The organism is Nocardiopsis sp. CC223A, from assembly GCF_030766825.1.
GTDB lineage: Bacteria > Actinomycetota > Actinomycetes > Streptosporangiales > Streptosporangiaceae > Nocardiopsis.
Genome location: NZ_JASFDV010000021.1, coordinates 21263 through 39270, shown reverse-complemented (window position 1 = coordinate 39270; position 18008 = coordinate 21263). Strand labels below are relative to the sequence as shown.

Genomic DNA, 18008 nt, shown 5'->3' with positions numbered 1-18008 from the left:
GCACCAGGCGCGGCCACGCGCCGGACGGGACCCGGGCCGTCACGACGGCCCCTCGTGTCCCGGTGCCGGTGGCGGGTCCTCCAACAGGTCGGCGGGGGGAATGAAGAACAGGGTCCCGGTGACCGCCGTGGAGAAGTCCAGGATCCGGTCGTGGTTCCCGGGCGGGTCGCCGACGAACATGTTGTGCAGCATCTGCTCGATCACGCCCGGGTCGGCGGCGTAGCCGATGAAGTACGTGCCGAACACGCCCTCGCCCACCGACCCGAACGGCATGTTCTCCCGGACGATCCTGCGCTCGTTCCCGTCGGCGTCGGTGATCGTGTTCAGCGCGACGTGGGAGTTCGGCGCCTTCTCCGAGTCGGGGATCTCGATGTCGCTGAGCTTGTGGCGGCCGATGGCCCGCTCCTGCTCCTCCACCGGCAGCGCGTCCCAGGCGCCCAGGTCGTGCACGTACTTCTGCACCACCAGGTAGGAACCGCCGACGAACACCGGGTCGCCGTCGGCGACGCGCACCGTGTCCACCGCCTCCGCCCCGGTGGGGCTCTCGGTGCCATCGACGAACCCCAGCAGGTCCCGCTCGTCGAAGTACCGGAACCCGTGGACCTCGTCGACCACGTCGGCCAGGCCCGACAGCCTGTCGGTGAGCCGGCGGGCCACCTCGAAGCACAGGTCCATGCGGTGCGCCCGCACGTGGAACACCAGGTCGCCGGGGGTGGAGACCGCGGTGTGCCGGTCCCCGGAGATCTTGCGGAAGCGGTGCAGCCCGGGCGGGCGCGCGAGCGCGTAGAGCCGGTCCCACAGGTCCGCGCCGATCCCGGTCACACAGCTCAGCCCCTCGTCGGGGGCGCGGAACCCCACGGCCCGGACGATCCCGGCGGCGTCCGACAGCAGCTCGCGCACCGGGCCCGGCGGCCCGGGCCGCACGGTCAGGACGAGCACCACCGCGGCCCTGGCCGGCGGCACCGCCACCGCCTGGGATCGGTTCCCGTCCGCCATCCGCCCCACGCCCTCCCGCTCGCCCGGCCCCGGGACATTTCCCGGAAGGGGCCGAATTTATCATTTCCCGCCCTTCAGGTTCGCATGCCGCAGGCTCTTTTGTTCCGCATGACAACGGCCGTGGTGTGTCGCGATCGGGTTTCCCCGGCGGCTTTGCCGGTGATTGTCCGGGCATCCCCCCGGCCGTATGATGGCAACGCCGTGAACTGTGCTTCTGCGACACAGAGGGTTCTGCGGTACAGAGAACGCGCCCGGGGTCCGGCGCCCCGGAATTATTCGGTATCGGCCGATTCAAATGTCCGCAAGGAATTCTTCTTTTTCCGTCCGCCGCGGCGGCGGGAACGGCGGACGACGACGGGGAGGGCCTCATGGCGGACGAGAAGAAGCAGTGGTCCCAGCGCGACTACCACCACCCCGCGGCCGGATGGGGTGCGGCGATATCGGTCATGAACGTCCTCAAGGGCGAGGGCGAGTGGATCGACGGACCGCGCGCCATCTTCAAGATGAACCACGAGAACGGCGGCTTCGACTGTCCGGGCTGCGCCTGGCCCGACGACACCAAGGGCCTCAAGCTCGACATCTGCGAGAACGGCATCAAGCACGTCACCTGGGAGATGACGCACGAACGCGCGGGCAGGGAGTTCTTCGCCGAGCACACCGTCACCGAGCTCAAGACCTGGAGCGACCACGAACTGGAGGCACAGGGGAGGCTGGTGGGCCCGCTGGTCTACGACGCCGGCACCGACAAGTACGTGCCGATCGCCTGGAAGGACGCCTTCGCGCTGGTCGGCCGCCACCTGCGCGGACTGGACTCCCCGGACGAGGCCGCGTTCTACACCTCCGGGCGCCTGGGCAACGAGGCGACCTTCCTCTACCAGCTGATGGCCCGCGAGTTCGGCACCAACAACCTCCCCGACTGCTCCAACATGTGCCATGAGGCGTCCGGCCGCGCCCTACAGGCGGCGCTGGGCACCGGCAAGGGCACCGCCGACCTCAAGGACTGGGAGACCGCCGACGCCCTGTTCATCATGGGCGTCAACGCGGCCTCCAACGCCCCCCGCATGCTCACCGCCCTCACCGAGGCCGAGAAGCGCGGCGCGAAGATCGTGCACGTCAACCCGATGGTCGAGGCGGCCGCCCGCAGGGCCATCGTCCCGCACGACTTCGTCGACATGGCGCTGATGAGGTCCACCCCCACCAGCAGCCTCGACCTCCAGGTCCGGCCCGGCGGCGACATGGCGCTCATGCGCGGCATCGCCAAGGCGCTGCTGGAGCGCGCCGAGAGCGACCCCAAGGCCGTCGACCCCGAGTTCATCGAGCGCTACACGTCCGGGTTCGAGGCGTACCGCAAGGTGTGCGCCGACACCCCCTGGGAGGAGCTGGAGCACCAGTCGGGGCTGCCGCGCGCCGCCATCCTGGAGGCGGCCGAGGTGTACCACCGGTCCGAGCGCACCCTCATCAGCTGGTGCCTGGGCATCACCCAGCACGAACACGGTGTGGACACCGTCCGCGAGATCGTCAACGTGCTCCTGCTGCGCGGCAACCTGGGCCGGGAGGGCGCCGGACCCTCGCCGGTGCGCGGGCACAGCAACGTGCAGGGCAACCGCACCTGCGGCATCGACCACCGGCCCACCGCGGCGTTCCTGGACCGGCTGGCGTCGGTGTGCGGCATCGACCCGCCGCGCGAGCACGGCCTGGACACCGTCGGCACCGTCGGGGCCATGCACCGGGGAGACCGGGCCGAGGGCCGGATCCGGGTGTTCGTCGGCATGGGCGGCAACTTCGTCATGGCCGCCCCGGACACCCCGTACACGGCGGCGGGCATGCGCCGGTGCGACCTCACCGTGCACGTCAGTACCAAGCTCAACCGCAGCCACCTGGAACACGGCCGGGAGGCGCTCATCCTGCCGTGCCTGGGCCGCACCGAGAAGGACGAGCAGCACACCGGCGTGCAGGCCACCTCGGTGGAGGACTCCATGAGCATGGTCCACCTGTCGGTGGGCATGAAGCGCCCCGCCTCCCCGCACCTGCTGTCGGAACCGGCGATCATCGCGGGGATGGCGCGGGCGACCCTGCCCGACAGCGCCACCCCCTGGGAGGACTACATCGAGGACTACGACCGCATCCGCGACACCATGGCCAAGGTCCTGCCGGGGTTCGAGGACTTCAACCGCCGGGTGCGGCTCCCGCTGGGGTTCCGCATCAAGCAGCCCGCCCGCGAGCTGGTGTTCCTCACCCCCTCGGAGCGGGCCGAGTTCTCCAGCGCGGAGCTGCCCGACGTGGTGCCCGCCGACCACGACGTGCTCGTCCTACAGACCATGCGCTCCCACGACCAGTGGAACACCACCGTCTACTCCGACAACGACCGCTACCGGGGCGTGCAGAACCTGCGCACCCTGATCTTCATGAACCCCGAGGACATGCGCGCCCGCGGCATCGCGGAGGGCACCCTGGTCGACATCGAGTCCCGCTCCAAGGACGGTGCGCACCGCCACCTGCGCGGCTACCGGGCACTGCGTTACGACCTGCCGCGCGGCAGCGCCGCCGGGTACATGCCGGAGATGAACGTCCTGGTCGGGGCCGCCGACTACAGCACCCAGAGCGACCAGCCGCTGATGAAGAACATCCGGGTCCGGGTCACCCCGGCCGCGGCCGGATGAGCCCCGCCCCGCCGGTTGGCGCCCCGGGCCGCGGGGGTGAGACGATGCCCGGGTGGAGGCCGAGCGCAACGGACCGCGAAAGGGCGGGTACGACCCGGTGACCCGGGCCGCACTGGCCGAACTCGCCGGTTGGGCGCAAGGACGCCTGCCCCGGCTCGTCGACGACGTGTTCGACGCGGTGGTCGACCGGGTGGAGATGTACCGGGCGAGCGTCCCGGTGCCCGCCGAGGACCTGCGCCGTCCCGCCGCCCCCGGCCTCTCCGCGGGGCCGGGCGCCCAGCCCGTGGAAGACCTGCTGTAGTTCCTGGGACAGGGACCGCACCCGGTCCACCGGCGCCTGTTCGGCGACCGCGGCCCGGGCCCGGCCGACCAGCTCCTCGGCCCGCGCCCGGTCGTGGGCGGCGACCCCGTCCCCGAGTTCGGCGAGCCTGCGTTCCACCCGGTGGGCCGTCCCGTCCGGTTCGTTGCGGGCGTCGACCCCCTCCCGCAGCCGGGTGTCCTCGTCCCGGTGCCGCTCGGCGTCGGCGACCATCCGCTCGACCTCGGCGCTGTCCAGGGTGGAGGTCCCGGTGATGGTGATCCGCTGCTCGGTGCCGGTGTCCTCGTCCCGGGCCGACACGTTGAGGATGCCGTTGGCGTCGATGTCGTAGGTGACCTCGATCTGCGGGGTGCCGCGTGGTGCCGGCCGGATGCCCTCCGGCCGGAACCGGCCCAGCACCCGGTTGTCGGCGGCGCGTCCGCGCTCGCCCTGTAGGACCACGATGTCCACGGCGGATTGCTCGTCGTCGGCGGTGCTGAACGTCTCGGTGCGCCGGGCCGGGATGGTGGTGTTGCGTTCGATGACCTTGGTCATCATCCCGCCCAGGGTCTCCACGCCCAGGGACAGCGGGGTGACGTCCAACAGCAGGACGTCCTGCATGTCGCCCTTGATGATGGCGGCCTGGACGGCCGCGCCGATCGCGACGACCTCGTCGGGGTTGACGGTCATGTTGGGGGCCGACCCGCCGGTGAGGCGGCGTACCACCTGCTGCACGGCCGGGATCCGGGTGGACCCGCCGACCAGGATGACCTCGTCGATGTCGCTCGCGGTGACCTTGGCGTCGGCCATCGCACGCTCGACCGGTCCCAGGGTGCGCTCGACCAGGTCGTGGGTGATCTCGTCGAACGTGGACCGCATGATCGTCATGACCAGGTGCTTGGGCCCGCTCTCGGTGGCGGTGACGAACGGCGGGTTCACCTGGGTGCGGGTGACCGAGGACAGTTCGACCTTGGCCTTCTCGGCGGCCTCGAAGAGCCGTTGCAGTGCCTGCGGGTCGTTGCGCAGGTCCACGCCCTCGGCCTGTTGGAACTCGTCGGCCGTGTGGTCGACCAGCCGCCGGTCGAAGTCGTCGCCGCCCAGGTGGCCGTCGCCGGAGGTCGACATCACCTCGACCACGCCCTCGCCGACGGTCAGGATGCTGACGTCGAAGGTGCCGCCGCCCAGGTCGAACACCAGCACGGTCTCGTTCTCGTGCTTGTCCAGCCCGTAGGCCAGGGCCGCCGCGGTCGGCTCGTTGACGATGCGCAGGACCTCCGGCCCCGCGATCCGCCCGGCGTCCTCGGTGGCCTGGCGTTGGGCGTCGTTGAAGTAGGCCGGGACGGTGATGACGGCCTCGGTGACCTTCTCGCCCAGGTACTTGGCGGCGTCCTCGGTGAGCTTGCGCAGCACCAGCGCGGAGATCTCCTCGGGCGCGTACCCGCGGCCCTCGACCTCGAACCGCACCGAGTCCTCCGGGCCCTCCACGACGTCGAAGGACACCGCCTTCATCTCGCTGTCGACCCCGTCGAAGCGGCGGCCGATGAAGCGCTTGGCGGAGTAGACGGTGCCCTTGGGGTTGAGGATGGCCTGGCGCCGGGCCGGCTGCCCGACGAGGCGCTCCCCGGTATCGGTGAACGCCACCACCGACGGTGTGGTCCGCGACCCCTCGCTGTTGGGGATCACCGTGGGCTGACCGCCCTCCACCGCGGCGATCACGGAGTTGGTGGTCCCCAGATCGATACCGACTGCCCCGGCCATATCGTCGCCCCCTCGCGGCTGTCGCACGCCGATCGCGCGGTCCCGACGGTACGCCCGGCGTCCGCACAGGTCAGCGGGGTTCACGGGATACCGGCGGGTACTTGTGGCAGGTGACAGCCGCCGGTGTCGGCCGCGACAAGACCGCCCCGTCCCGGGGACGGGACGGGGCGGCCGGTGGTACGTCCGGGGGCGCGGGCGGGCGCCCGCGGCGGCGTTCGGGGACCGGGCGGCGTCAGACCAGGGTCGTCCAGTAGGTCCAGAACGCCTGGGTGACCGCCGCGACCAGGGCCAGGGCCCACAGGCACAGGAGCGTGCTGTGGTAGCGGAGCATCGTGTCCACGGGCCGACGCAGGACGCCCGGTGTCGGGAGGTGGCCCGCGCGCAGCACGTGCAGGGTGGTGTACCAGAAGATCGGTACGGTCACCGCCCACACGACCGCGCAGTACGGGCACAGCGCGCCGATCCGGTACAGGCTCTGGAAGATCAGCCAGTGCACGAACCCCGCACCGAACAGCGTGCCCGCCCACAGGCCCAGGTGGAACCAGCGCGGGAGGCGCGCCCCCGCCAGCAGGGCGACGCCCACGGTGGTCACCACCGAGAACCCGACCACGCCCAGGACCGGGTTGGGGATCCCGAACACCTCGGCCTGCCAGGTCCGCATGACCGTCCCGCAGGACAGCACCGGGTCGATACTGCACGAGGGCACGTGGCCGGGGTCCTGGAGGACGCGGACCTTCTCCACCAACAGGGCGAGGGCGGCGAGCAGGCCGACGGCCCCGCCCGGGGCCAACAGCCAGGGCAGGGCACGGCCCGGGAGGCCGGCACCGGGCTCCCGGTGCCCGGTGGCGGCGCTCATTCGGCCGTCCCGGCATCGATCAGCGACGCCAGCATCTCGTAGGTCGGCATGCTCGGTGTCCGGTACCCGTTGACGAAGATCGTCGGGGTCCCCTGCACGCCCAGGGCCACACCGTCGTCGAAGTCCGCCCGCACCCGGTCGGCGACCTCCTGCGACCCCATGTCGGCGGTGAACCGCTCGATGTCCAGGTCCAGCTCCTCGGCGAACCCGACGAACACCTCGCTGCGGTCCTCCTGCGACTCGCCCCACTCGGCCTGGGTCTCGTACATGAGGGCGTACATCTCCTCCAGCGCACCCTGGCGGGCGGCCGCCTCCACGGCGGCGGCCGCGGGCTCGGAGTTGGTGTGCCCGGGCAGCGGGAAGTAGCGGACGACGAAGTCGATACGGCCGTCGTAGTCCTCCCGGATCCGCTCCATCACGGGGAACTGGGCGCGGCATGCCTCGCACTCGAAGTCGAGGAACTCCACGACGGTGACCGGCGCGTCCTCGACGTCGTCGAGGTACCGGCTGTCCTCGCGGACCAGCAGTTCGGCGGGGGCGGGCGAGGGGGAGGCCGTCTCCTCGCCGGGTGCCGCGGCGGCGGCGCCGACGGAGCCGGGGGAGTCCTGCGGGCGGTTCGACAGGTACGCGAGCGTGCCGACCAGCAGGCCCAGGACGGCGAGCATCACGAGGGTGAAGGTCATGTTCTGGTTCACGGGTTCTTCCGTTCCAACGGGTCCGTGCGCGGGGCACGGCGGGATCACGACGGGACCGCCGGCGGGGCGGTCCGGGAGGGGGAGGCGGCGCGGACGCGGCGGGCGTCGGCGCGGTCGTGGTCTAGACCCGTTGCACGCAGAGCAGGGTGAGCAGCCCGGGCCCGTGCCGGGGTGCCGCGGGGGCGTCCTCGGCGGGCGGGGCCGGTGCGTGCGCGGTGCGGCCCAGCTCCCACAGCAGGGGGAGCGGGGCCAGGAGGAGCGGCATGCCCGCCGCGGACGCCGAGGCGGGCGCCACCCCGCAGGAGTGGTCCTCGTGCCCGACGTCGCCGCCCGCGGGATCGGTGGCCGCTGCCACCGGGACGGCGGCGCTCGCGGGCAGGGCGGCGCGGGCGGTGGCGTCGGTGCGCACCAGGGCGCAGGCCAGGCAGGTCAGCATGAGCACGGCGAACAGCACCGCAAGGGTGCGTGTGCCGCGTGTGCCGGGGTGCCCGTCCATGGTCGGCACTTTAACGGTGCCCCGGCCGGGACGCACTCCGGGGTGCCCGCCCCACCCGGGCGGGCACCCCGGCCGGTCCCGCGTCAGGCCAGGGAGCCGACCACCGGGGCCAGTTCGTCGCGCAGCCAGCGCAGGGAGATCGGTGCGGGGGAGTTGATGGCGTTGGCGAAGTCCAGGCCCGCGAAGTAGACGGTGCCGTTGCGGACCGACGGCAGCTCCCGGAACAGCGGGTCGGCCTCCAGCTCCGCCTGCCGCTCCCCGGTCTGCGCCCACACCGCCAGCAGGTCGGCGTCCAGTTCGGCGGTGTTCTCCAGGGAGAGCGCGGCCCCGGTCTGGGTGTTGTCCTGGTTGTCGGCCGGGCGCATCCCGAACAGTTCGAACAGGGAGCCGTTGCCGAAGGTGTAGCCGTTGTCGTCGGCCCGCACCCACTGGTAGGTCCGGTCCTCGATCCCGGGCACCTCCGCACCGATGTCGGTGAACTCCGCCTCCAGTTCGGTGATCAGCTCCTGCGCCTGCTCGGTGCGGTCGAGGGCGGCGGCGGTCGCGAGCAGGCGCTCGTCCCAGTCGGGGTTGAAGGCGTCGGTGTCGGGGGTGATGGTGGGGGCGATGGCGTTGAGCCGCTCGAACGCCGCCCGGTCCGGCACCTGGTAGACCTCGGCGATGATGAGGTCCGGCGCGGCGGTGGCGATCGCCTCCAGGTCGGGGCTGCCGTCGGCGGCGAGCAGGGAGGGGTCGGCGACCGATGCCGGGTCGCCGTCCGCGGCGGCCTCGGTGAGGGGGTCGATCAGCCAGGGGGCGTACTCGGGGAGGGTGTCGGGGTCGACGGCGACCTTGACGGGGTCGACGCCCAGGGAGATGAGTTCGTCGGTGGAGGAGAAGCCGAGCGCGACCACGCGTTCGGGTGCGGACTCGATGGTGACCTCGCCCTGGGAGGTCGTCACGGTGATCGGGTAGGCGCCGTCCCCGTCCGCCGGTGCCGGGGCATCGTCCTGTGCCGCCGCCCCGCAGCCGGTGAGCGCGGCCGCCAGCAGCCCCGCCATTGCGATACCTCCGAGCCGGACGGTGCGCCCGCGTGCTCCTGTCACTGTGTTCCTCCTCGATGCAACAGATGTTGTGAGGCGAGCCTAACCTCACTCGAACCGAATTCGATGGGCGGGGTCTGGTCGAAATGAGTGATATGTGGGTATCTGTGCCTGATGTGGCGAACGTGCGACCATGGACGTTCGGTCGCGATGACACGGCGGCGGGGGAGGGCCGAGGGGTCCTCGGGGGGAACGGGGTTTCCATGCCCGTACAACATGCGTCCAACGACTTGATGGTCTCCCTGGTACGGGCCGGGCATCTGGCCACCTTCGAGGAACTGCCCGCGCTGGTGGCCAAGAAGGCCGATGCGGCGGGCCTGCCCGAGGCCCGCTTCTACCTGGCCGACCATCAGCAGCAGGTCCTGCGCGAGGTCACCGGGGTGGGGCCCGACGCGCACCGTGGCGGTGAGGACCTGCCCATCGACCACTCCCCGGCGGGGCAGGCCTACATCACCGGCGTGGCGGTGCGGGAGGACCGGAGCCCGCACTACTGGGTGCCCATCCTGGACGGCGCCGAACGCCTGGGCGTGCTCCACGTGACCTGGGCCGGCGACCCCGACCGCTCGGCGATGCGCGACCTGGCCTCGATGGTGGGCCTGCTGGTCATCGCCAAACGCTCCAACAGCGACTCCTACGCCCGGCTCATCCGGACCGAACCCATGTCGGTCTCCGCCGAGATGCAGTGGACGCTCATGCCCCCGGGCACCTTCGCCGACGCCCGGGTGACGATCTCCGCCGCGGCCGAACCCGCCTACGAGAACGCCGGGGACTCCTTCGACTACGCCCTGGTCGGGGAGACCGCCCACCTGGCGATCTTCGACGCCATGGGCCACGACACCGCCGCCGGACTCATCGCCAACCTCGCGGTGGGGGCCTTCCGCAACGAGCGCCGCAAGGGCACCCCGCTGGCCGAGATCCCCCAGGGGGTGGAGGCCACCCTGATCCAGGAATTCGTGCGCACCCGGTTCGCCACCGCCGTCCTGGCCGAACTCGACCTCACCACCGGCGAGATGGAGTGGGTCAACTGCGGCCACCTGCCCCCCGTGCTCATCCGGGGGGAACAGGTGCGCGAGATGGAGTGCGAGCCCTCCCACCCCCTGGGCATGGACCTGGGGCTGCCGGTGACGGTGTGCCGGGAACGGCTCGAACCCGGCGATCGCCTGCTGCTCTACACCGACGGCGTCATCGAGGCCCGCGACGCCGACGGCAACGAGTTCGGGGTCGAACGGTTCGTGGACTTCGTCATCCGCCACCAGGCGGGCAACCTGCCCGTCCCCGAGACCCTGCGGCGCCTGGTGCACGAGGTGCTGGAGTACCACCACGACACGCTCAACGACGACGCCACGGTGCTCTTCTGCGAGTGGCACGGCTGACCCGGCCGGGCGGCGCCGCGCACACGTTCGTCCCCGCCCGGCACCCCTGCGGCATCCGCGACGGGAGCGGGGTCCCCACCCGCGGGCGGCGCCGATCGAGGGCGAGCCCGTGACCGCCCCCACCAGGGCCGGCCCGGGCCGAACCCGGGCGTCCCCGCCCTCGCACCAGGACGGGGACGCGCCCGCTCAGCGGGGCTCGCCCCCGCGGTCGCGCACCGACTCCCGCAGCCGTCCGAACACCCGGCCGGAATGGATGCCGTCGTGCTCGAACTCGTTGGTGACCCACGCCCACGAGTTCCCCACCCCCTCCAGGGTGTCCAACTGCAAGTGGGCGTCCACGTACAGGTCGTCGTAGTACACGGCGGCCGCCACGGGGACCTCGTTGGCGGCCAGGCGCTTCTCGTCGTACAGCGACGGCCAGTCGGTGCGCCGGGCCAGCTCCTCCACGGCGGGGCGCAGCGCCTTCAGCAGGCGCACCTCCTCGAACATCCACGGGAAGGCCATCTCGCCGGTGAACATCAGCGGCCGGGCGTCCTCGGCGAACACCGGGCGCCGGTCGCGTTCGCGCTGGGCCGCCCAGGCGGTGGCGCGACCGGGGCGGTCGGCGTAGATCGCCTCCTGTAGCGTCCAGTACATCGGGTCGGCGGCGCTGGAGGTGCGCACCAGCACCTCCTGGAGGAAGCCGTCGGACAGCCGCCCGGGACGGATGAACGCGTTCTCCACCAGCCAGTGCATGCGCTCGAACCCGGGCTTGCGGCCGAACTCGATGCCCAGGGTCTGGAAGCGGCGGACGGTGAGCCGGTCGCCGTCGGGCAGGCGCACGTCGTTCGCGGCCAGGTGGTCGGCGATCGCCGCCACCGCCTCCACGTCCTGCGGGTAGCGGCGGCGGTACTCGGCGGTCTTGCGCTCCATCCGGGTGAAGGTCCGGCGGTACACCTCCTCCACGTCGGCGGGGACCCCGGGGACGCCGCCGCAGATGTAGCAGGCGTTGAGCGCCTCGGGGGCGTGGGAGAGGTAGGCCAGGGTCAGCCAGCCGCCGTAGCTCTGGGCGAGGGTGGTCCAGCGCCTGCCGCCGTACACGGACTCCCGGACGTGCTCCATGTCGCGCACGATCGAGTCGGCGCGGAACCGGGACAGGTGGTCGGCCCCGGCGGCCGCGTCACCGCGTTCGGCGACGGCCCGCGCGTCCAGGGGGGTGCTGCGCCCGGTACCGCGCTGGTCGACCAGGACGATCCGGTACTCTCCGACGGCCTCCCCGATCCAGCCGGACGGCTCCAGCGGGCGGGGGTTGGCCCCGCCCGGTCCGCCCTGGAGGAAGGCGAGCAGGGGGAGGTCGTCCCCCTTGCGCTCGGGGGCGACCAGCTCCCGGACGAAGAGCTCGATCCGCTCCCCGTCGGGGTCGGACCAGTCCAGGGGGACGGTGACCGTGTGCTCGGTGACCCACAGCCCGGGCATGGCGTAGCCCATCAGCGATCTCCTCGGTGTCGGCCGCTTCCCGGTATCGGCGGATGCGGGGGGATCCGGGAGGTCGGCCCGAATATCGTAGGGGAGTTTTCGACCCCGGTGTCCGTTCCGGCGCGCAGGTGCGCATGCCTTCCGCCGGCGCACCATCTGGTTGATCCACGCGGGCGCGAAGGGGGGACGTGCAGCCGGGGGAGTGGGGCGGTCCTTGCGCACCTCCGGGCGCTTCCGGACCCCGCCCGCCCGGTCCGCGCCGCCCGGGCCGTCACGGTCCCCCTGCTCAGGCGCGGGTCGGACGCCGGGGTGCTCCCCGGGCTCCCCGGGTGTCCGCAGGACGGCCCGGCTCGGGGCGCCGCCGCCCAGAGCGGCCGCGGCCAGGGCCGCGAGGGCGACGGGCGGGCCCGCGGCGGTGAACGCGGCCAGACCCCGCCGACGATCACGGGCTCGGGACCGATCCGGTCGCTGAGCGCGCCGAAGAGCGGTTCGGCCACGTTGTAGAGGGCGGGCACGAGGCCCGGGCGGATCAGGGACAGGCCGATGCCGTCGCTCTGGTGCGCCGAGCACGCTGGCGACGCCGTGGGCGCCGAACGTGCTGCGGCCTGATGTACACCTCTCACGCAGCCATTCCCCACCTGGTGAAGGCCGCTGCCGACGGGCCGCGTCAGGTCGCCGACATCGTCAACGTCGGCTCGCTCTCCGGGCTCAACGCCTACGCCATGCAGGCGACTTACTGCGCCACCAAGTTCGGTGTCGGTGCGTTCAGTGAAGCGCTGCGCCAGGAAGTGGCACGCCGGCACGTCCGTGTGTCCGTGGTCGAGCCGGGCAGCGTCGACACCGAACTGCGCAGCCACAACTCGGACATCGTCCAGCAGCAACTCGCCGCCGTCATGGGAGGCATCGAGCGTTTGCAGAGCCAGGACGTCGCCGAGAGCATCGGCTTCATCGTCACCCGCCCCCGGCACGTGGCCGTGGCCGAGGTGCTGGTCCGCCCCACCGAACAGGTCTGACCATCAGGCCCGGGGCCAACCCCCGGGACGGCTTCGTGATGACGGCCGCCGCCGTTGCCCCAGGGGACGGCATAGGACGGTGAGTGCAGGGAGGTCCGACCGGCATGGCGGAGGCGGGCAACGCGTACCGCTTCGTGGCGGGTGTCCACGTCGGCCGGGCCTCCCTGTTCCTCTGGGCGGCGGTAACGACTCCTCGGCAGGGCGTGCTCGTCCACTTCCCGGCGGTCCCGGTCTTCCTCGGCGGTACAGGCGGCAGGCCGGTATCCCCTGCCCGGCGCGGGCAGTGCCTGGCCGGTGGCGTTCGGGGCCGGTGGGGCGAGCGCGCTCCTGAGCCTTCGACCATCGCCAGGACCGGCACTGGTGCGGCCCTAGCCGGGATTCAGGACCTCATCGTCCGTGTGCGTGCCGAACTCGGCGACGCGCACCTCCGCGATGCGCTCGTACCGGCTGATCCGGTCGGTCCACTCCGCGTCGACGCCGAACGCCGCCTTCGCGAAGCCCACCCGCCCGATGGCCTCCGCCAGGCCCGGATCGCCCGGGGCCAGCAGCCGCAGCGGCGCGTCGAGCGCCACGCTGTGCGGCGGCACGAAGAACTCGTCCGGCACGACCGCGCGCGCATGGACGAGTGCTCCCACGGCGACGACCGCACCAGCTCCCAGCCGGGCGCTCTGGAGGACCGTCGCCGCGGTCGCCACATAGGCGCACCTGCCGACCTCGCAGCCCAGCAGCGTGGCGTGCGGCCCCACGAAGACGTGGTCGTGGACGAGCACCGGCTGGTCACCGGCGACCGCGGACGCGCGCAACACCGCGTTCTCACAGACCACGGCGGCCTCCCCGACCTCGATCCGGGATCCCTCGGAGTCGAGCACCGCGCCGTACATCACCCGCGCCCTGGGCCCCACGCGAACATCACCGACGAGCGTGGCCGTGGGGGCCACGTAGGCGGTGGGGTGGACCTGCGGTTCATGGCCGCGATGCCGGATGCGGATTCCCTGTGCTCCAACGGTCATGGGGGGATTCTCGTCCGGCGGAGCGCGGAGATGCTGGCGGATTTCAGACGCCGCGTTCGCCGGGATCCGTGCCGTCCGCGCTCCGGGGCGTCACGGGGCGGAGGAAACCGTCCTCGTACTCCTGCTGTGCGCGCCGGGTGCGGTCGGTTCGCAGAGCGCGCTGGCGGTCGGTGAGCGCGGGGTCGTCGAGGCCGAAGAAGCCGGTGTCGAAGGAGTTGGCCCCGATGGGGAAGGTCCCTTCCCACAGGCCGGACACCAATGTCGAGCAGTAGCGCACCATCCGGTCGAAGTCCTCGGGCTGATAGCGGGCCTCGGCGGTGTGGTTCTCCCGCAGTGCGTTGGCCTCGTCGGAGTGGTGGATGCGGGCGGTGTCGTCCAGCTCCCAGAACAGGCGCAGCGCCAACGCCCGGTCGCAGCGGGGGTGCGTGACCACGGCGAGGGGGACCTCGAAGCCTTCGTCCCAGTTGTAGGCGCTCATCAGCTCCCACAACCGACGCTCGTCGGTCAGCTCCGCCACTCGGTCGGCGAGAGAACCGTGCCCGTCTGCCTCATGGGAAAGCACGCTCTCGACCGTGGAATCCATGCCGCCGCCCTCCTGTATCGGTCGCCTGGTGGTGGCCCTCACCGTAGTGTCCCGCACTGTCAGTCGCCCGCCGGTCCACGACCCCCGTTGCTCCGGCCGGATCCATTCGATAGAAACCCCTGAGAGCACACGAACAAAAGCTGGGCGTTTTGTCCGTTTCTTGAGAAGTTGCAAAATCGGCCGGTTTCCAGTGGAATCTGTGCAGGTCATTTAGTCTGCTCCCCGCGCACGCGGGGATGGTCCCCAGTGGTCCTCGGGGAGGCCCAGGGGATGGGTCTGCTCCCCGCGCACGCGGGGATGGTCCCCGGTGCCGGTCCGGGGGTGCGACCCCCCGTCCGCTGCTCCCCGCGCACGCGGGGATGGTCCCTCGCCGCCATCGGCGAGCACCTGCGGCGGGCACTGCTCCCCGCGCATGCGGGGATGGTCCCTGGGCGGCCAAGACCCCGACTGCCTCACCAGCCTGCTCCCCGCGCATGCGGGGATGGTCCCTACTGCGCAGGCAGACCAAGGCCCGCGCCGGACTGCTCCCCGCGCACGCGGGGATGGTCCCAGGCTGCGGGGGCCTTCGCGGTCGCCCTTGCGCTGCTCCCTGCGCACGCGGGGATGGGGTGTGGCCCTGCTCATAGGTCCGGGTCGGGGGCGGGCGGTTCGCGTGGGGTGGGGCGGGGCTCGGTAGGGGTGTACAGGAGACGGGGAATGTGGCATGCTCGATTTTGGGCACTCGCCCAAGGCGATCGCCCAAATCTTGGATCGGGAGGGGTGCATGACCACACAGCGCACGCAGGAGGTGCGGGAACGCCTGCTGGCCGCCGCGGCGGAGCTCATCGCCGAGCGGGGGTGGGCGGGGGTGAGCACCCGGGTCCTGGCCGAGCGGGCCGGAGTGGGGCCCGGGCTGGTCCACTACCACTTCTCCTCCCTGCGCGCCCTGCTCAACGAGGCCGCCCTGCACGCCGTGACCGCCGTCGTCCAGGAGGGGGCGGACCGCCTTGCGGGCGCCACCGCCCGGGAGGGGCTCGACCTCCTGCTCGGCGCCCTGGACGCCTACACCGGCGGCGACCCCGTGTCGGTGCTCTTCACCGAGACCTACCTGGCCGCCGGGCGCGACGAGGAACTGCGCCGGGCCCTCACCCGGCTGCTGGCCGACTTCCGTGTCCTGCTCACCGACTGGCTGCGCGCCACCGGGGTCCCCGACCCCGACGCCACCGCCCGTGTCCTGGCCGCGGCCATGGACGGGCTCATGCTGCACCGCCCCCTGGACCCCTCCCTGACCGCCGAGGCCGCCGTCCCCGTTCTACGCAGGCTCCTGACCGGGGCCGTCGAGGAGTACTGATGAGCACACCCCACGCCGTCATCGCCGGTGCCGGGATCGCGGGCCTGGCCCTGGCCCGGCGCCTGGCCCACCACGGCCGACGGGTCACCGTCGTCGAACGCGCCCCGGGCCCGCGCCCCCAGGGCTACATGATCGACTTCTTCGGCCCCGGCTACGACGCCGCCCGGGCCATGGGCCTGCTGCCCCGGCTCCAGGAGCTGGGCCACGACTTCTCCGAGGCCGTCCTGGTGGACGAACAGGGCCGTCGGCGCGCCTCGGTCGGTTTTCAGCGCTTCGCCGAGGCCCTGGGCGGGTCCCTGGTCTCGATCATGCGCCCCGACCTCGAACTCGCCCTGCGCGAATCCCTCCCCGACAGCGTGGACCTGGTCTACGGCGCCGCCCTGACGGGAGTGGAGGAGCACGCCGACGGTGTCGTGGTGCGGCTGTCCGACGGCCGCGTCCTGGAGGCGGACCTGCTCGCCGGGGCCGACGGCATCCACTCCACCGTGCGGGGCCTGGTCTTCGGCCCGGAGGAGGATCACCTGCTCCACCTGGGCTTCCACACCGGCGCCTTCGTCTTCGAGGACGCCGACCTGCACGCCCGTACCCAGGGGCGCTTCCTGCTCACCGACAGCCTCGGCGCCCAGATGGGCTTCTACGCCCTGGACGGGGACAGGGTGGCGGTCTTCACCGTGCACCGCACCCGGGACACCACGCTGCCCGAGGACCCCCGCCGGGCCCTGCGCGAGGCCTGCGCGGGCCTGGGCTGGGAGGTGCCGCGGGCGCTGGAGCTGTGCCCCGAACCCGGGCAGGTCTACTACGACCACGTCGCCCAGGTGCGGATGGACTCCTGGTCCAAGGGGCGGGTGGTGCTCCTGGGGGACGCCTGCCAGGCGGTGTCACTGCTGGCGGGCCAGGGCGCCTCGATGGGGGTGGGCGGGGCGTTCGTACTGGCCGAGGAGCTGGTCCGGGCGGCCACGGTGCGCGAGGGACTGGAGCGTTACGAGGCGCGGTGGCGGCCGGTGGTGCAGGAGCGCCAAGACGCGGCCCTCACCGGGACGTCCTGGTTCCTGCCCGACACCGCGCTGCGGCTGCGGCTGCGCCGCGTGGTCCTGCGGCTGTCGGCCCTGCCGGGGGTGGACCGCCTGGTGGCCTCGGCGCTGTCGGGCAAGCCCAGCCGGGTGGTCGGCGACCTGGCCGCCACGGCGGCCCTGACCGCCCCCGGCCCGGACGGCCGCACGGCGCCCTGAACCCCGGCCGAGGCACGGTCCGCGCGCGGGGCACCACCGCACCCGGCGTCGGGCCGTTCTCCCCGGGCGGGAGGGGAGCAGGCCGCCGGCGTGTCGGCGGCGGGTTCATGCGCCGGAGGTGCCGGAACCCTTGGCCACGGACTCCTGGTAGAGGTCCGCGTAGGTGCGCGTGTCCTTGATCAGGTCGTCGCAGAAGGCGGCGACGTCGGGGCCGATGAGCTCCATGACCCCCTTGCCGGACGCGACCCCCTCCTCGAAGAAGTCGACGATCCCGGAGAGCAGGTCGCCCTCGGCCAGGCCGACGGGCCCGACCTTGAAGTAGTACCTCTGGATCTCCTTGTAGACGATCCGGTAGTCCGGCGGCAGCGCCTTGACCCGCGCCACGTGCGCCCGCCACTGCCGCTTGCCCTCGATGATGTCCTGGACGCCCACATCAGCCTCCCAGCCGGGCCAGTTTCCTTGCGACGTTCCGGTTCAACTGCTCGCGCCACCGGTCGCGGTGGCTCCGGGCGCCCTCCCCGCCGGCCAACGCCGCGCAGAAGCCCGCGATGTCGTCGCCCAGAACGTCCTCGACGTCCTGTCCGTCCGCCGCCGTCTCCTCCAGCAGCCCCAGGACGCCGTCGAAGATCGGTGTCAGGTTGCGGCCGGAGAAGTCCGAGTAGAGGAACAGGTGGCCCTTGATCTGCTCCCAGGCCGCCCGGTGTCCGGGCGGCAGGGCCTCTGCCCGGACCCCGAACGCCTTCCACTCCCGTGTGAGGTCGCTGCCCGTCACGGTCTCCCAGAGGTTCATCTCCCGTCCTTCCTGAGCTCGTCGATCCGCGCCGAGACGTAGTCCCACTTCGCCCAGAATCTGGCCAGCTCCGCGCGTCCCGCGTCGTTGAGCGCGTAGAACTTGCGCGGCGGCCCCTTCCCGGACGGCCGCTTCGTCACCTGGACGAGGCCGTTCTTCTCCAGGCGCAGCAGGATGGTGTAGACCGTCCCCTCTACGACGTCGGCGAAGCCGAGCTCGTTCAGCTGCCGCGTGATGGCGTACCCGTAGGTCTCCTCGCCGCCGATGATCTGGAGCACGCAGCCTTCGAGCGTGCCCTTCAGCATCTCTGTCAGGTCTTCCATCGCAGGTCCTCTTCAACCCTTCAGGTACTCCGTGGCACCGGGTACTGCTATAAAGTATCAC

17 protein-coding genes, 1 pseudogene and 1 CRISPR repeat array are annotated in these 18008 nt (G+C 72.1%); of the genes and pseudogenes, 6 read left to right on the top strand and 12 right to left on the bottom strand.

Annotated features, from left to right (window positions below; genetic code table 11):
* Nucleotides 1-39: 39 nt before the first annotated feature.
* Nucleotides 40-996 carry a Dyp-type peroxidase gene (locus tag QJS33_RS11165; protein WP_306367842.1) on the bottom strand — a complete coding sequence of 319 codons (957 nt, stop codon included), beginning with the start codon at nucleotides 994-996 and terminating at the stop codon, nucleotides 40-42.
* Between the two features lie 118 nt (nucleotides 997-1114).
* On the opposite strand from QJS33_RS11165, the pseudogene QJS33_RS31390 reads away from it, so the two are divergent.
* Nucleotides 1115-1159, top strand: a pseudogene (locus QJS33_RS31390) (hypothetical protein); the annotation flags it as partial.
* A gap of 205 nt (nucleotides 1160-1364) precedes the next feature.
* Complete coding sequence (locus QJS33_RS11160; RefSeq protein WP_306367841.1) at nucleotides 1365-3656, top strand: FdhF/YdeP family oxidoreductase; 2292 nt, start codon at nucleotides 1365-1367, stop codon at nucleotides 3654-3656.
* Here the strand turns inward: QJS33_RS11160 and dnaK are convergent.
* From dnaK to QJS33_RS11135, 5 genes are all read right to left on the bottom strand, one after another.
* Nucleotides 3634-5712 (bottom strand): molecular chaperone DnaK, encoded by a 2079-nt coding sequence (gene dnaK, locus QJS33_RS11155; protein ID WP_306367840.1) that lies wholly within the window; start codon nucleotides 5710-5712, stop codon nucleotides 3634-3636. The genes QJS33_RS11160 and dnaK overlap by 23 nt on opposite strands.
* Before the next feature lie 232 nt (nucleotides 5713-5944).
* Entirely contained in the window at nucleotides 5945-6568 is a 624-nt protein-coding gene (locus QJS33_RS11150) for a vitamin K epoxide reductase family protein (RefSeq protein WP_306367839.1), read from the bottom strand.
* Entirely contained in the window at nucleotides 6565-7263 is a 699-nt protein-coding gene (locus tag QJS33_RS11145) for a thioredoxin domain-containing protein (RefSeq protein ID WP_306367838.1), read from the bottom strand. Before QJS33_RS11145 ends, QJS33_RS11150 begins: the two co-directional genes overlap by 4 nt.
* Nucleotides 7264-7384: 121 nt before the next feature.
* Nucleotides 7385-7759 (bottom strand): hypothetical protein, encoded by a 375-nt coding sequence (locus QJS33_RS11140; protein WP_306367837.1) that lies wholly within the window; start codon nucleotides 7757-7759, stop codon nucleotides 7385-7387.
* Nucleotides 7760-7842: 83 nt separating this feature from the next.
* On the bottom strand, nucleotides 7843-8799 hold the full coding sequence (locus QJS33_RS11135) for an ABC transporter substrate-binding protein (protein ID WP_306367836.1): 957 nt from the start codon (nucleotides 8797-8799) through the stop codon (nucleotides 7843-7845).
* 245 nt (nucleotides 8800-9044) lie between these two features.
* On the opposite strand from QJS33_RS11135, the gene QJS33_RS11130 reads away from it, so the two are divergent.
* Nucleotides 9045-10214, top strand: a complete 1170-nt coding sequence (locus tag QJS33_RS11130; protein WP_306367835.1) for a PP2C family protein-serine/threonine phosphatase — start codon at nucleotides 9045-9047, stop codon at nucleotides 10212-10214.
* 186 nt (nucleotides 10215-10400) lie between these two features.
* On the opposite strand, the gene QJS33_RS11125 is transcribed toward QJS33_RS11130, so the two are convergent.
* Complete coding sequence (locus QJS33_RS11125; protein WP_306367834.1) at nucleotides 10401-11681, bottom strand: alpha/beta fold hydrolase; 1281 nt, start codon at nucleotides 11679-11681, stop codon at nucleotides 10401-10403.
* Between the two features lie 545 nt (nucleotides 11682-12226).
* On the opposite strand from QJS33_RS11125, the gene QJS33_RS11120 reads away from it, so the two are divergent.
* Nucleotides 12227-12682 carry an SDR family NAD(P)-dependent oxidoreductase gene (locus QJS33_RS11120; protein ID WP_306367833.1) on the top strand — a complete coding sequence of 152 codons (456 nt, stop codon included), beginning with the start codon at nucleotides 12227-12229 and terminating at the stop codon, nucleotides 12680-12682.
* A 368-nt stretch (nucleotides 12683-13050) separates the two neighbouring features.
* Here the strand turns inward: QJS33_RS11120 and QJS33_RS11115 are convergent, their stop codons facing one another.
* Entirely contained in the window at nucleotides 13051-13692 is a 642-nt protein-coding gene (locus QJS33_RS11115) for a gamma carbonic anhydrase family protein (RefSeq protein ID WP_306367832.1), read from the bottom strand.
* Between the two features lie 43 nt (nucleotides 13693-13735).
* Nucleotides 13736-14275 (bottom strand): DUF4274 domain-containing protein, encoded by a 540-nt coding sequence (locus tag QJS33_RS11110; RefSeq protein ID WP_306367831.1) that lies wholly within the window; start codon nucleotides 14273-14275, stop codon nucleotides 13736-13738.
* A gap of 215 nt (nucleotides 14276-14490) precedes the next feature.
* Nucleotides 14491-14886: a CRISPR direct-repeat array (repeat unit 29 nt; unit sequence CTGCTCCCCGCGCACGCGGGGATGGTCCC).
* Nucleotides 14887-15038: 152 nt separating this feature from the next.
* Between QJS33_RS11110 and QJS33_RS11105 the strand changes: the two genes are divergently transcribed.
* Nucleotides 15039-15605, top strand: coding sequence for a TetR/AcrR family transcriptional regulator (locus QJS33_RS11105; protein WP_306367830.1), 567 nt, complete (start codon nucleotides 15039-15041; stop codon nucleotides 15603-15605).
* A complete protein-coding gene (locus QJS33_RS11100; RefSeq protein WP_306367829.1) occupies nucleotides 15605-16834 on the top strand; it encodes an FAD-dependent monooxygenase in 1230 nt (409 codons plus the stop codon). The genes QJS33_RS11105 and QJS33_RS11100 overlap by 1 nt, the downstream gene beginning before the upstream one ends.
* A gap of 105 nt (nucleotides 16835-16939) precedes the next feature.
* Here QJS33_RS11100 and QJS33_RS11095 read toward each other — a convergent pair whose 3' ends face one another.
* From QJS33_RS11095 to QJS33_RS11085, 3 genes are read right to left on the bottom strand one after another with little or no spacing between them, the layout of a single operon-like run.
* Nucleotides 16940-17266, bottom strand: a complete 327-nt coding sequence (locus QJS33_RS11095; RefSeq protein ID WP_306367828.1) for a DUF1048 domain-containing protein — start codon at nucleotides 17264-17266, stop codon at nucleotides 16940-16942.
* Nucleotide 17267: 1 nt separating this feature from the next.
* The gene (locus QJS33_RS11090) at nucleotides 17268-17624 is read right to left on the bottom strand and encodes a DUF1048 domain-containing protein (RefSeq protein WP_306367827.1); all 357 of its coding nucleotides are present in this window, start codon (nucleotides 17622-17624) and stop codon (nucleotides 17268-17270) included.
* Entirely contained in the window at nucleotides 17621-17947 is a 327-nt protein-coding gene (locus QJS33_RS11085; protein WP_306367826.1) for a PadR family transcriptional regulator, read from the bottom strand. Before QJS33_RS11085 ends, QJS33_RS11090 begins: the two co-directional genes overlap by 4 nt.
* Nucleotides 17948-18008: the final 61 nt, after the last annotated feature.